Raw genomic sequence first — 14,819 nt, forward strand, 5'->3', positions numbered from 1 at the left:
TTACCATAGTGTAATTTTACACTATACGATTAAAAATGCAATCTTTTTTCCATAAAAAAACAGTATTAGGCTTTTTCCTAATACTGTGATTTCTTTATTCCTCTGATTTTTCAACCTGGTCGGCGAATAAACCATAAACATATTTTTCTGGATCAAATTCTTGTAGGTCATCCATTTTTTCACCTAGACCGACGAACTTCACCGGAATTTTCAACTCATTTCTGATCGCCAGCACGATTCCGCCTTTAGCCGTACCATCCAATTTTGAAAGGACAATTCCAGTAACATTTGTTGCTTCTTTAAATGTTTTCGCTTGAACTAGGGCATTTTGACCGGTTGTAGCATCTAACACCAACAATACTTCATGTGGTGCACCAGGAACTTCTCGCTCTATCACCCGTTTTACTTTTTCAAGCTCCTTCATTAAGTTCACTTTATTTTGCAAACGACCGGCCGTGTCACAAATTAAAATATCTGCTTTCCGAGATTTTGCAGCCTGAATTGCATCATACATAACGGCAGCGGGATCGGAGCCTTCCCCTTGCTTAATCACTTCCACTCCAACTCGATCGCCCCAAACCTCAAGCTGTTCAATCGCTCCTGCACGGAAGGTATCACCTGCAGCGAGTAGCACATTTTTTCCTTCATTTTTAAACTTATGAGCCAGCTTACCAATTGTGGTTGTTTTTCCGACCCCATTAACACCAACAAATAAAATGACTGTCAAAGCGTCTTGCTGAATATTTAATGCGGATGACTGTTCTTTATCACCATTGTATATTTCCACGAGTTTTTCAGAAATAACACTTTGCATATCCTGTGGGTCCTGAATATTGCGACGTTTAACTTCCATTTTCAATTCATCAATTAATTTCATTACAGTGTCAAAGCCTACATCGGCTTGAATAAGGATTTCTTCAAGCTCCTCAAAAAATTCCTCATCCACTTTTCGGTAGCGTGCAATTAAATCATTGACCTTACCGGAAAAATTATCTCTTGTTTTCGTTAGTCCTTCTTTAAACTTTTCAGTTACAGTATCTGCTTGTTTCGTAATTTTCTCTTTTAATTTCTTAAAAAAGCTCATCGTTTCACTTCCTTTAATTATAATTCTACCAGTTCTTTAGTATCCTCTAAGCGAACCGATACAAGCTTGGACACACCTGATTCTTGCATCGTCACCCCGTAAAGGACATCAGCACCCTCCATGGTCCCTTTCCGATGGGTTATGACGATAAATTGCGTCCCTGTACTATAGCGTTTCAAATATTGACTAAATCGATGAACATTTGCCTCATCAAGGGCAGCTTCCACCTCATCTAAAATACAAAATGGAACAGGACGTACCTTTAAAATGGAAAATAACAGGGCAATAGCTGTTAATGCACGCTCGCCACCTGATAACAGTCCAAGGTTTTGAAGCTTCTTCCCTGGTGGCTGGGCAACAATTTCTACGCCGGTATTTAACAAGTCTTCCGGATTTGTTAAAATTAAATCCGCTCGCCCGCCTCCAAAAAGAGCACGGAACACAGGTTCAAAGTGTTCACGAATTCCCACAAAGGTATGTTCGAAACGTTTTTTCATTTCCTCATCCATCTCTTTTATGACTTGAAAAAGTGTATCCTTCGCTTCTTGCAAATCCTGTTTCTGTTCATTTAAAAATTCATAGCGTTCCGAAACCCGTTCATACTCTTCAATTGCGCCTAAATTGACATTGCCTAACTCATCGATTGCCAGCTTGATCAACTTCACCTTTTTTCTAGCTTCTTCAGCTGGAACGGTCAATGGGAATTGTTCCTTTGCCCCTTCAAACGACAATAAATATTCTTCCCGTAGATGAGTAAGCCTATTTTCAAGCTCCACATCTAAACGGTTCATTTTTACTTCTTCATCTTTCACGATTACGATTAAACCTTTATGAACTCTTTTTAGCTCTTTTGCATCCATTTCCAGGTTGTCCAAAGCATCTTGGAGGCTGAGTCTCTCTTCTCTCCGGGAACTAATGAGGTTCAAGGTTGCTTCTTTATCCTGATGTTTTCTTTTGGCTGCTTCCTCTAGCTGCACCTCTCCAGTGGAACTGTCTGTCATTTCCGCTGTTAACAGAGTAAGATCTTCTTTTAATATTTCTAGTTTTTGTTCACTTTCTGCTAATTCCCGAATATTAATCGCCAAACGTTCTTTTGCATTTAGAAATTGTTCATTTTTGGAAGCATGAGCAATCTTCAATTCGTTGATTTCTGTTGTGAGAACGTCCTTAGAGGTCAAGTCCTTTGTCTTTTGATCTGTCAGATGGGCAATCTTTCCATCCATTTCCATAATGGTACCTTTATAGTCCTCAAGTGCCTTTATGACTTCTACTTTTCTTGCAGACAAGGTTTCCTGTTCACTCATGATTTGATTTTTTTCTAAATCATAAATCTCTAAGCGTTCATTTATATTTTTTTCTTCGAGCTCTGCTTCACGAAGTTTCCCCTTAATGGATTGCTCGGTTAGCCTCAGCTCTTCGCCCTCTTTTCGCTTGTCCTCAAGTTTTGATTCAGTTTCTAGTACTTCTTCCTTTAATTCCTTAACAAAGCGCTCTAATTCTGCTGTTTTACCTTCCATAATGACCAGTTTTTCTTTTAAATCTTCAAGCTCTGTTTTTCTCGATAATAGTGACGAGGACTTTTGTTTTACAGCTCCTCCGGTCATCGAGCCTCCCGGGTTTACCACATCACCGTCTAGGGTGACAATTCTGACCCGGTATTGAAGGATTTTAGCTAGTTCATTGGCCCCTTTTAACTCTTTTGCGATTACAACACTTCCTAATAGATTGTTCATGACCTCAGAGTATTTTGAATCAAATTGAACAAGGCTGACGGCAGTTCCAATAAAGGCTGGATGTTGTCCAATGGACATAAGTTGAGCAGAAGAAAGTGTTCTTCCTTTCATGACACTTAACGGCAAGAAAGTGGCTCGGCCATATGAATGTTGCTTTAAAAATTGAATCGCCATTCGCCCATGTTCTTCTGTTTCTACAACAATATGCTGGAGGGCCCCACCAAAGGCAATTTCAATTGCTGTTTCATATTCTTTAGGAACAGTCACCAGTTCGGCAACGGCCCCTTCTATTCCTCTTAATTTAGAACCACGAGCCTTTAATACTTCTTTTACTCCCTGATAAAAGCCGGCAAAGTCCTCTTCCATATCCTCTAGCATTTCTTTTTTAGACTTTGCCTGCTGCAATAATTGATAGGCCTGATATAATGTTTTTTCTTGCTTTTGGTATTGGTTTTTAACAGTTTCTAGTTTATGTTGCTGCTCGCGGTAAGACCCAACCTGGCTGGAAAGCTCCTGTTGAATTGTTTCAAGAGAACTTTCGATTTCAAGTCGTTTCTTATGAGCTTGCTGCCGCTCCTGAAGATATTTTTCATTTTCTCCATCAAGACGAGTACTTTTTCGTTCCTGCTGCTGCAGTTGCTCATCAATATATTTTAATTCATTTTTTGCTCCAGCCTGCTCATTCAATATTTCAATGTACTCGCTTTTTAAGCTCTCGATTTTATCCTCGAGATTTTCAGTAAACAGCGACAATTTCTCTTGATTTTCTTTTAACTGTAACTGTAATTCTTTTACTTGGCTGCTTAAAATCTCGACTGCAGTTTCTTGTTGATGACGATTGCTTACCAACAGGTTTACTTTATCGGTCAATTCAGCAATATTTTGGATTAATTGATCCTTATTCTGGGAAGCGTTCTTCTTTCTTTCCTTTAGAACTTCCTTTCTTCCCTCGAGCTTCTCTAATTCTTCGCTTGCATGTAAGAGGACATTTTGTAAATCGGAGATGGATTCATCCAACGCGGAGATTTGATCTCTCATTTCAACGATCTTTGCTTCCTTTAGTTGAATCTCTGTTGAAAGCTTTAACTCCTGCTGTTGATGATCATGGAGCTGTTCCTTAAGACTCTCCCATTTCTGATGCAGGTCTTCAATCTCATAAACCGTTAAGGCCACTTCAAATTTTTCAAGTTCCGCCTTTTTTTCCAAATAATCCTTTGCCATTGAAGCCTGCATTTTTAATGGTTCCACCTGAACCTCAAGCTCATGAAGAATATCATAAACCCGATTAAGGTTGTCCTGTGTCTCTTCTAATTTGCCTTCTGCTTTTTTCTTCCGGTTTTTATATTTTAATACGCCAGCTGCTTCTTCAAAAATTACACGGCGATCCTCTGCTTTACTGTTTAAGATCTCCTCAACCTTCCCTTGGCTGATGATTGAAAAAGCTTCCCTTCCGAGACCGGAGTCCATAAATAAATCGATAATATCTTTCAAGCGACAAGACTGTTTATTAATATAAAATTCACTGTCCCCAGAACGAGATACCCTCCTGGTTACACTGACTTCATTATAATCAATTGGTATCCCTTGATCCTGATTGTCCAAGGTTAAAGTTACTTCAGCAATATTTAGAGCTTTTCGGGTATCACTGCCTGCAAATATGATGTCCTCCATTTTGCTGCCTCTCAGTGATTTTGCTGATTGTTCTCCTAGAACCCAGCGAATGGCATCCGTAATGTTACTTTTCCCACTCCCGTTTGGCCCAACTACTGCCGTTATTCCCTGGACAAAGTCTACTCCAATCCGGTCAGCAAAGGATTTAAAACCAATAACGTCCAACCGTTTTAAAAACATTCCTTAATCCTCCCTAAAATGCCCGGGATTTCTCCTTCGTCATTTGTCATATCTAAGTTGTTTTCGCTTTCAGAAATTCTAATGCTTTTTGTGCAGCATGTTGCTCTGCTTCCTTCTTTGATCGTCCTGTTCCCACTCCAAGTTCTTCTCCGCTCAGTGTTACTTTTGAAACGAACTCTTTATTGTGGGCTGGACCCTTTTCTTGAAGAACACGATATTCAATTACACCCGACCCATCCCTTTGAACGAGCTCTTGTAATTGACTTTTAAAATCCATCACATGAGAAAAAGCACCGGCGCTAATTTTAGGAAAAACAATCTGTTCAAGAAACTCGATAACTTTATCAATCCCTTGATCTAAATAGAGAGATCCAATGAAAGCTTCAAATACATCTGCTAATAATGCAGGACGTTCTCGGCCTCCAGTCATTTCTTCACCTTTACCGAGTAGAATTAACTTGCCAAACCCTAATTCATTGGCAAAAGAAACTAATGATGGCTCACAAACGATGGCAGCTCTTAGTTTCGTTAGTTCCCCTTCTGACATGGATGAAAATCTTTTGAACAGGAATTGTGAAATGGTTAATTCAAGAACAGCATCTCCTAAAAACTCAAGCCTTTCATTATCTTCAAAAGGCTTTCTTCGATGCTCATTCACATAGGATGAATGAGTAAAAGCTTGTTTTAATAATTTTTCATTTTCAAAAAAGAATCCAAGTGAATGTTGTAATTCTTTAAATTGGTTTTCTTTTGTGCGCGTATTTAAATCCTTTTCTTTCCCGTTTCTGCGCATGTAATTTCTCCACCTTGCATTTAATTTACGATCAGCCTATAGTTAGTTTAATCAATCCCAATGAAAAAACAAAGAACTTGGTTATTTGGCCGCCAAGTTCTATTCTACAGAATAAAGCTCCGTTTGAAAACGGAGCTTAATGAATATTATCCAACGGGATCACTATTTACTATTTATGTAGCTAACAGCATCACCAACAGTGCCGATTTTTTCAGCATCCTCGTCAGAAATTTCCATATCGAATTCATCTTCTAATTCCATAACTAGTTCTACTACGTCAAGGGAATCAGCGCCAAGATCATCTTTAAACGAAGCTTCAAGAGTAACTTGTGACTCATCTACTCCTAAACGGTCTACGATGATTCTTGTTACACGTTCTAATACATCTGCCATGCTTGTTCACCTCCCCTCAAGCTATTATAGTGTATTTCTTTCAAATAATAAATGAAAGAATAAATTTTTTTACATTACCATGCCGCCATCAACGTGGAAGGTTTGACCAGTGATATAAGAAGAATCCTCTGAAGCCAAGAAGGCAGTTATTTTTGCAATATCCTTAGGCTCCCCTAAGCGTGACAATGGAATTTGCTTCAGCATTTCTGCTTTAACATCTTCTGGTAGCTTTTCTGTCATGTCTGTTGTAATAAAACCAGGAGCAATCGCATTAACGGTAATATTACGTGATGCTAATTCTTTCGCTGTTGTTTTAGTTAGACCAATGACCCCAGCCTTCGCTGCGACGTAGTTGGCCTGTCCAGGGTTGCCGCTGACACCGACGATTGATGCAATATTAATGATCCGCCCATGGCGCTGCTTCATCATTTGTCTTGTTACTGCTTTTGTTACCAGAAACACACCTTTTAGGTTGATATTTATGACATCATCCCATTCTTCTTCTTTCATTCTCATAAGAAGATTATCCCTAGTGATTCCTGCATTATTAACTAGAATATCCAGTCTGCCAAATTGGTCGATAGTAGCTTTCACCATTTCAGCTACTTCTTCCGCCTCTGCAACATTACATTTTACTGCAAAAGCCTCTTTTCCCATTGCCTTAATCTCATCAACAACTTCATTGGCTTTTGCTTCACTTCCGGAATAGTTTACAGCAACATTGGCACCAAGTCTGGCTAATTCCAAAGCGATCTCTCGGCCGATTCCTCTGGATGCACCTGTTACCAGTGCAATTTTCCCATCTAGGTTCATCTTAGTTCCTCCTTAAGTGCCTCTATTACAGCGTTCGCACTCTCTTCATCAAATACGGAATGAATTTTAACTGACTTATCAATTTTTTTAATCAAGCCAGACAATACTTTTCCCGGCCCAATTTCAATAAAGGTATCAACACCTAAGGCAATCATTTTCTGAACGGAATCCTCCCATAATACTGGGGAATACAGTTGTTCAATGAGTTTATCCTTTATTTCTTCAGCAGAACTTACCGGTTCAGCAGAAACATTCACAACGACTGGAATCTCGGCATTTTTCATTTCTAGATAATCCAAGACCTCCCGTAATTGACCGGAAGCTGGTTCCATTAATGGAGAATGAAATGGACCGCTAACCTCTAATGGCAGAACTCTTTTGGCACCGGCTTCTTTAGCCTTTATACCAGCAAGCTCAACTCCTTGCTTAGAACCAGAAATTACAATTTGTCCTGGGCAATTCAAATTTGCGAGTGATACTGAAGCTCCGGATTCGGTAACTTCTTTTGTTACAGCAGCCAATTTATCCCGGTCCAACCCTAATACGGCGGACATAGCACCTTCACCATTCGGTACAGCATGCTCCATGAATTCACCACGTTTTCTCACCGCATAAACGCCTTCTTCAAAAGAAAGAACACCAGCAGCGACAAGTGCTGTATATTCACCCAGACTATGTCCTGCAACATAATCAGGCTTAACTCCCGATTTTTCAAAAAAGCTTAACATCGCAATGCTCGTTGTTAAAAGGGCCGGTTGAGTGTTATAGGTAATGGTTAACTCTTCCTTCGGTCCTTCAAAAATAAGGTTGCTTAAGGAATAACCTAATTTATCATCGGCCTTATTAAAATATTCCATGACTTCAGGATACTGTTGGGCTAGGTCTTTACCCATTCCTACTGCTTGAGAACCTTGTCCTGGAAATACAAATGCTAGTTTACTCATATGATCACTCCTTTTACCCGTCAATTTTTTACTTTATTTTCTTCAACCGCTTGTTTGATAAGAGTTACAACATCATTTGAAACCATTTCTCTCGTTTGCTTTACAGCACTAAAAATAGCTTGAGCATTAGAAGAACCGTGTGCCTTGATAACCGGAGCATTCAAACCAAAAAGTGCAGCCCCGCCGTACTCGGAATAATCCATTGTCTCTTTTAGTTGTTTTAAATTAGGTTTCAAGACAGCAGCCGCTACTTTACTTGTAAAACTGCTCATTAATGCTGTCTTAAGCATTTTAAACATTGAGAGCGCGGTACCTTCAATTGTCTTTAGGACCATATTGCCGGTAAAACCATCGGTAACTACCACATCGGCAACCCCATCAAGTAAATCGCGGGCCTCAACATTTCCAACAAAATGGAGGTTTGTTTCCTTTAAGAAACCAAAAGCTTGTTTTGTCAGTTCATTTCCTTTTTTCTCTTCTGTTCCAATATTAAGTAGTCCAATCCGAGGCTTGGAAATTCCTCTAACTTTTTGACTATAGATTGACCCCATCATGGCATATTGCTGCAAATGTTCTGGCTTAGCATCAGCATTTGCCCCAACATCCAGCAATAGAAATCCTTCTCCGCCAATAGTTGGCAGTGTCGGAGCTAATGCAGGACGGTCAATTCCTTCAATTCTTCCAACCACAAATAATCCAGCTGCCATTAGAGCTCCTGTATTTCCCGCAGATATACAAGCATCTGCCTGTCCATCTGCTACCTGCTGGGCAGCAAGCACCATAGATGCTGTTTTCTTGCGGCGCACGGCACGAACAGGTTCATCTGTTCCAAGAATGACTTCTGTTGTATGTAAAATGGATATTCTATCTTGATTGGTCATGTATTCTTTTATTTTAGTTTCGTCACCCACAAGGGTAATATGTAAATCTGAAAAGGTTTGAACGGCCTTGATTGCACCCAAAACGATTTCCTTTGGAGCATGATCGCCGCCCATAGCATCGATTGCAATTTTCATCTGTCTCATCCTTTATTGATTTTTCGACCGATACATTTCAAATTCACCAGTAAACACCAGTTCATTATTGACAAAACTGGATACTTGGACAAAAGTTCTTCCGGTTAGGTCATCTATTTTCGCTACCTTTGCTTTGGCAATAACCCGCTCATTTAAGCGAACGGAGCGTTTAAATTGGATATTAGCTTTTGCAGTAAGGGCCAATTCATCATTTATGACGGCAACGGCAAGGGAATTTGCTTGGGCAAATACATGATGTCCTCGGGCAATTTGATTCCGTTTAAATACATGCTCTTCTTTTACATCAAAGATTGAAATAGCACTTTCGTCTAATTCTATATCAATGATTTCACCAATTATCTCTTCAATTGGCAGGGAACGCACTTCGTCTTCAAACCTTTTTTCCGCTACAGTTTTAATCCTTTCGCGCAGCTCAGGTATCGATAGTTCCAACCGGTCTAATCGAATCGTTTGTACACTGACTTGAAATTTTTCAGCGAGCTCTTCATCTGTTATAAAAGGATTCTCTTTAATGGTTGTACTTAATAGCTGTTGGCGCTCTTTTTTACTTCTTCTCATTTTCTACACCGTCCGAGATCTTATGACTAGGTACTAAGAGTAGTATAAAAGTTAAAAAAGCAGAATGCAAGAATAAGTTTTCTACTTGCTTTCTGCTTTTTTCGTTAGTATTCCATAAATCACTAAATTAATAGGGGATGTTGAAAATACTAATCAAGCTTTTCTCCAGCCAAAACACCTGATTCTTCAAGATATTTTCTTAGATATGCATATTCCTCAGTGCTCCAAAAATCTTTTGATTGGATTAACATGGCGGCATCGCTTCTGGCTGTTTCGAGGGCCCGGTAGTCGTGAACCATATCGGCGATCTTGAATTCTGGAATGCCGCTCTGTTTTTTGCCGAAGAAATCACCAGGACCCCTAATTTCCAAATCTTTTTCGCTAAGCACAAAGCCGTCATTGGTTTCAGTCATAATTTTCATTCGTTCTTGTCCTACTTCAGACTTCGGGCTGGCTAACAGGATACAATAGGATTGATCACTTCCTCGTCCAACCCGTCCGCGCAACTGGTGGAGCTGTGACAATCCGAAGCGTTCTGCATCATAAATCACCATCATCGTGGCATTTGGGACGTTCACACCTACCTCGACTACGGTAGTGGATACGAGGATTTGGACCTCATTCGAACTGAACTCCTTCATCACAGCGTCCTTGTCATCTGAGCTCAATCTCCCATGCATTAAGCCCACCTTAAAGCGATTTTGAAAATAATGTGACAGGGTGGTATGAACATCAATTGCATTTTGGACATCGAGTTTTTCTGACTCTTCGATTAATGGACAAATGACATAAGCCTGATGCCCTTTTACTAATTCTTTTTCAACGAATGCCAGTACCCTCTCCAGCATTTCCGGTTTGGCCCAATAGGTTTCAATCGTTTTACGTCCCGCTGGCATTTCATCAATAATGGAAACATCCATTTCTCCAAAAACGGTAATCGCCAAGGTTCTAGGAATCGGTGTAGCGGTCATAAATAAAACGTCAGGATTTTCTCCCTTTTCCCTTAAGATTCGCCGCTGCTCCACACCAAAGCGATGCTGTTCATCCGTTATACAAAGACCCAATTTTTGAAAACTGACCTCATCTTGAATCAGTGCATGGGTACCAATTAACACATGGACGTGACCTTCCATTAATTGTTGGAGAATTTCTTTACGCCTCTTGCCCTTAACGGAGCTGGTCAATAATTCACAGATGATTCCAAACGGCTCTAATAGATGTTTTAAGGACTCTGCGTGCTGTTCCGCAAGAATTTCTGTTGGCACCATTAATGCTCCTTGGAAGCCCGCTGTAACACTTGCATATAGAGCAATGGCTGCTACAACTGTTTTCCCTGAACCTACATCTCCCTGAAGCAATCTGTTCATTCGATAGGGTGATTTAAGATCTTTCAAAATTTCATTAACCACCCGTTTTTGTGCATCGGTCAATGGGAATGGAAGCTTGTCAATAAATTCCTTTAATTTTAGCAAATCATACGATTGACTGATGCCTGGAGAATGCTCCCTTTCGAACTTTCTTAAACCTTGCATCTTTAATTGAAATAAAAGAAATTCCTCATAAACAAAACGTCTTCTTGCTTGTTTCACCTCGTCCTGGTTTTCCGGAAAGTGAATCGATTTTATAGCATCTTTTCGATTAAGCAATCGATATTTAACTAAAAAAGAATTTGGTAAATTCTCCTCTATTAGACTTCCATATTGCTGATAAGCGATGCTGATAAATTTTCGCATCCCTTTGGTAGTTAATTTTCCTCTTAACGAATAAACGGGTTCAAAATGATTATTTTTTTTATTCTCCCCCAACTGTAGTTCATTCGCGGTAATCAATTGTTTGTGTGCATCCCACTTCCCTGTCACAGTCACAAGACCATTCATACTAATTTTATTTTTTAAATAAGGCTGGTTAAAAAAAACTACCTTGATCAGATAAGCTCCAACTAATACCCTGATCGTCAGCTTGGACTTCTTCCTGCCATAATAGACAAGAGAAGGTTCACTATGAACCTTCCCTTCCACGGTTACTTTCTCTTCATGCTGTACCTCGGCTAAATCTCGGAGACGATAATCTTCATAGCGATATGGAAAATACTCAAGTAAATCTCGGACTGTATAGATCCGCATTTCTGATAACATTTCAGCAGTTTCTTCACCAATTCCCTTTAATATGGTTACGGGTTGATTAAGATTTGGATTCACTTTTACTGAGCGGGATACCGAAAATCTTTGCCTCGAGCGCCCGGCCCGTCGGTGTCGCCGCCAACCCTCCTTGTCCAGTTTCTCTTAAGGCCGTTGGCATGGTTTGACCTATTTTATACATCGCATCTATAACTTCATCACAAGGAATTCGGCTCTTAATACCAGCAAGCGCCATATCCGCAGCAACCATTGCATTTGCAGCTCCCATTGCATTTCTCTTAACACATGGGACTTCCACAAGCCCTGCCACTGGGTCACATACTAGCCCAAGCATATTCTTTAGTGTTATAGCCATTGCTTCTGCACACTGTTCAGGAGTTCCACCGGCCATTTCAACTATTGCCGCAGCCGCCATTCCAGCAGCTGACCCTACTTCTGCCTGACAGCCCCCTGCGGCCCCGGAAATAGAGGCATTATTTGCGACTACGAATCCGAACGCACCGGATGTAAATAAAAATGAGATCATTTGCTCTCTGGTCGGATTCAATTTATTTTTAACAGCAAATAATGTTCCGGGAACAACACCAGCCGATCCTGCCGTCGGAGTGGCACAAATGGTTCCCATAGCGGCATTGACTTCATTTGTTGCAACCGCTTTACTAACTGCATCAAGAATTGTTTCTCCTGATAAGAAGTTGCCTTTTTCAATATATTTTTGTAGAAGGACCGCATCACCACCGGTTAAACCTGAATGGGAGGTAACGCCTTTAATGCCTCTCTCTACCGCTTCCTCCATGACAGTTAAGTTTCTGTCCATTAGGGAGAGAATTTCTTCCCTGGACCTCCCAGTTACTTGTATTTCTTGTTCTATCATAATTTCCGATATTTTTTTATTTTGACTGTCCGCAAGTTTAACCAATTCTGCTACATTTCGAAACACTTTTGACCCCCCTCTATGTTGTATTAATCCACAATTTTAGTTACCTTTAATATATTTGGAAGCTGCTCCAACTCAGTTATCAGTTGGTCATCGATATTTTGGTCCACCTCAATCGTCATTAGGGCCATTTTCCCCATTTCTTTGCGTGCGACCTCCATATGGCCAATATTAATTTCATATTTAGCCAAAGTATTGGTGACACTGGCAATGGCGCCAAAGCGATCATTATGGACTACCAGAATGGCTGGATGATTACCTGATAATTTTAGGTCGAACCCATTTAATTCTGTGATCTCAATTTTGCCTCCGCCAATTGAGACACCTACGAGTTCTAAATCTCCATTTTGATCTCCGATAATGACTCTAGCTGTATTTGGATGCTCAGGTACTGCATCCTCCTCAATAAAATGCAATTTCATACCATGTTCTTCAGCAATTTCAATTGCATTGATAATTCGCGTATCATCTGTATCAAAATCCAATAACCCTCCCACAATGGCTACATCTGTTCCATGACCTTTGTAGGTTTTTGCAAAAGAGCCATATAAGGAAATATTTGCCCATTTAGGTTCTCGGCCAAATAAGCTTCTGGCGACTCTGCCAATTCTAGCGGCACCTGCCGTATGGGAACTGGAAGGACCAATCATGACCGGACCTATGATATCAAACACACTTCTATATTTCACAATTCTTCCCCCTTTGCCAAAAATATCTCTTACTCTAATCTATTCTTTCTAATGTATCCTGGCTGCCTCAATTATCAAAAAAGAAATTGGGAAAAATCCAGAAAAAATTATTTCGGTATACAAAAAAAAAAGAAGAAGGGTGACCCCTTCTATTGTATCTGTAACTTATTCAATTGAAAAGATAAATGAATATAAAGGCTGACCGCCATTGTGAGTTTCAATTTCCACATCAGGAAATTTTTCCTCTACAAACTCAGTGAGCTGATTGACAGACTCTTTTGAAACATCTTCACCATATATAATCGTTAAGATTTCGGAATCTTCATCGATCATCTGCTCTAAAAGTTCCTCCGCCGCCTGCACTTTGTCTTTATTTTTAATGACAATTTTCCCTTCGGAAATCCCCATGAAATCATCTTTTTCAATTTCCAGTCCATCTATTTGTGTATCACGTACTGCAAACGTAATTTGTCCTGTCTTTACATGGCTAAGAGCTTCTTTCATAGCAGACTGATTTGTTTCAACATCTGCGGAAGGATTAAACGCGAGTAATGCAGACAGACCTTGTGGAACAGTTTTTGAAGGAATGACATAAATATCTTCATCCGACACTTGAACAGCCTGCTCTGCTGCCATGATAATATTTTTATTATTAGGCAAAATAAATACCTTTTTCGCATTTACTTGTTTAACGGCTTTGACAATATCCTCAGTACTTGGATTCATAGTCTGGCCGCCTTCGATTACTGCATGCGCACCAATACTTCTAAATAGATTTGCAATCCCCTCTCCCATTGAAACGGTTACAATACCATATTCTTGAGCTGATTTAGGAGAGTCTGGACGGGCAGTTACAAGAGGAGTTTTCGTATCACCAACAATATTGGTATGCTGCTGGCGCATATTTTCTATCTTCATATTAATCAAGCTGCCATAACGTTGACCATAGGTTAAAACTTCTCCCGGCTGTTCGGAGTGAATATGGACTTTAACAATATCCTCATCAGAAACCACTAATAAAGAATCACCGTATTCACTTAACACATTTCTGAAATTATCTTCATTAAACGGATTTTTTGAAAGTTTATCACTTTCAAATTTAACCATAAACTCAGTACAATAACCAAAAACAATGTCTTCGGTATTAATATGGCTTTGAACGCTTTTATGGTGTTCAGCATTGACCATTTCATCCATTGATGGCAGTGCACTTGGAACATCCGGTAGTTTTTCACCCTTTAATTCTGCCAAGAAACCTTCGTAAACACAAACAAGGCCTTGTCCACCGCTGTCAACGACACCAACTTCCTTTAATACAGGTAGCAGATCAGGAGTGCGTTTTAGGGAAGCTTTAGCTTCCTTCACAATATCCTCCATAATCAAAATGATATCCGTGTTTTTTTGAGCGGATTGTACGCCCTTTTTTGCAGCATCTTTTGCAACGGTTAGGATTGTTCCTTCAACCGGTTTCATCACGGCTTTATAGGCAGTTTCTACTCCGGCTTCAAAGGCTTGAGCAAAATCCTTTCCAGTTATCTTTGCTTTACTTTCAATACATTTCGAAAAACCACGAAACAATTGAGAAAGAATGACTCCGGAATTACCGCGGGCTCCCATCAGCAAACCTTTTGAAAGGGCCATTCCTACTTTACCTATATGTTCCTGAACATTATTTTTTACTTCTTTTGCACCGGAGGTCATTGATAAATTCATATTGGTTCCGGTATCACCATCCGGTACAGGAAAAACGTTTAGGGCATCAACCATTTTGGCATTGGCCGTTAAATTATTGGCCCCCTGAATCACCATTTCGGCAAAACGTTTTCCATCTAGTGTTGTAATAGACACA

Annotated in this window: 12 protein-coding genes; all 12 read right to left on the reverse strand. The window is 39.9% G+C overall.

Annotation, left to right across the window (positions count from 1 at the left end; translation table 11 throughout):
- Positions 1 to 94: 94 nt before the first annotated feature.
- Positions 95 to 1,084 (reverse strand): signal recognition particle-docking protein FtsY, encoded by a 990-nt coding sequence (gene ftsY / locus V7083_RS03345; protein WP_335475356.1) that lies wholly within the window; start codon positions 1,082 to 1,084, stop codon positions 95 to 97.
- 17 nt (positions 1,085 to 1,101) lie between these two features.
- Positions 1,102 to 4,668, reverse strand: a complete 3,567-nt coding sequence (gene smc / locus V7083_RS03350; protein WP_335475358.1) for a chromosome segregation protein SMC — start codon at positions 4,666 to 4,668, stop codon at positions 1,102 to 1,104.
- Between the two features lie 52 nt (positions 4,669 to 4,720).
- Entirely contained in the window at positions 4,721 to 5,461 is a 741-nt protein-coding gene (rnc, locus tag V7083_RS03355; RefSeq protein WP_335475360.1) for a ribonuclease III, read from the reverse strand.
- A gap of 162 nt (positions 5,462 to 5,623) precedes the next feature.
- Positions 5,624 to 5,854 carry an acyl carrier protein gene (locus V7083_RS03360; protein ID WP_335475363.1) on the reverse strand — a complete coding sequence of 77 codons (231 nt, stop codon included), beginning with the start codon at positions 5,852 to 5,854 and terminating at the stop codon, positions 5,624 to 5,626.
- Between the two features lie 69 nt (positions 5,855 to 5,923).
- The gene (fabG, locus tag V7083_RS03365) at positions 5,924 to 6,667 is read right to left on the reverse strand and encodes a 3-oxoacyl-[acyl-carrier-protein] reductase (protein ID WP_335475365.1); all 744 of its coding nucleotides are present in this window, start codon (positions 6,665 to 6,667) and stop codon (positions 5,924 to 5,926) included.
- Positions 6,664 to 7,611, reverse strand: a complete 948-nt coding sequence (gene fabD, locus V7083_RS03370) for an ACP S-malonyltransferase (protein WP_335475367.1) — start codon at positions 7,609 to 7,611, stop codon at positions 6,664 to 6,666. Before fabD ends, fabG begins: the two co-directional genes overlap by 4 nt.
- 20 nt (positions 7,612 to 7,631) lie before the next feature.
- Positions 7,632 to 8,627, reverse strand: a complete 996-nt coding sequence (gene plsX, locus V7083_RS03375) for a phosphate acyltransferase PlsX (RefSeq protein WP_335475369.1) — start codon at positions 8,625 to 8,627, stop codon at positions 7,632 to 7,634.
- A gap of 12 nt (positions 8,628 to 8,639) precedes the next feature.
- Positions 8,640 to 9,206, reverse strand: a complete 567-nt coding sequence (gene fapR, locus V7083_RS03380) for a transcription factor FapR (protein ID WP_335475370.1) — start codon at positions 9,204 to 9,206, stop codon at positions 8,640 to 8,642.
- A gap of 149 nt (positions 9,207 to 9,355) precedes the next feature.
- Positions 9,356 to 11,404: an ATP-dependent DNA helicase RecG gene (recG, locus tag V7083_RS03385; RefSeq protein WP_335475372.1), complete on the reverse strand. Its 2,049-nt coding sequence runs from the start codon at positions 11,402 to 11,404 to the stop codon at positions 9,356 to 9,358.
- Positions 11,388 to 12,284 carry an L-serine ammonia-lyase, iron-sulfur-dependent, subunit alpha gene (gene sdaAA, locus V7083_RS03390; RefSeq protein WP_335475374.1) on the reverse strand — a complete coding sequence of 299 codons (897 nt, stop codon included), beginning with the start codon at positions 12,282 to 12,284 and terminating at the stop codon, positions 11,388 to 11,390. Before sdaAA ends, recG begins: the two co-directional genes overlap by 17 nt.
- Before the next feature lie 23 nt (positions 12,285 to 12,307).
- Positions 12,308 to 12,970 carry an L-serine ammonia-lyase, iron-sulfur-dependent subunit beta gene (sdaAB, locus tag V7083_RS03395; RefSeq protein ID WP_335475376.1) on the reverse strand — a complete coding sequence of 221 codons (663 nt, stop codon included), beginning with the start codon at positions 12,968 to 12,970 and terminating at the stop codon, positions 12,308 to 12,310.
- A 165-nt stretch (positions 12,971 to 13,135) separates the two neighbouring features.
- Positions 13,136 to 14,818, reverse strand: a complete 1,683-nt coding sequence (locus V7083_RS03400) for a DAK2 domain-containing protein (RefSeq protein ID WP_335475378.1) — start codon at positions 14,816 to 14,818, stop codon at positions 13,136 to 13,138.
- Position 14,819: the final 1 nt, after the last annotated feature.

The organism is Bacillus sp. JJ1764 (assembly GCF_036962145.1).
Lineage (GTDB): Bacteria > Bacillota > Bacilli > Bacillales > Cytobacillaceae > Neobacillus.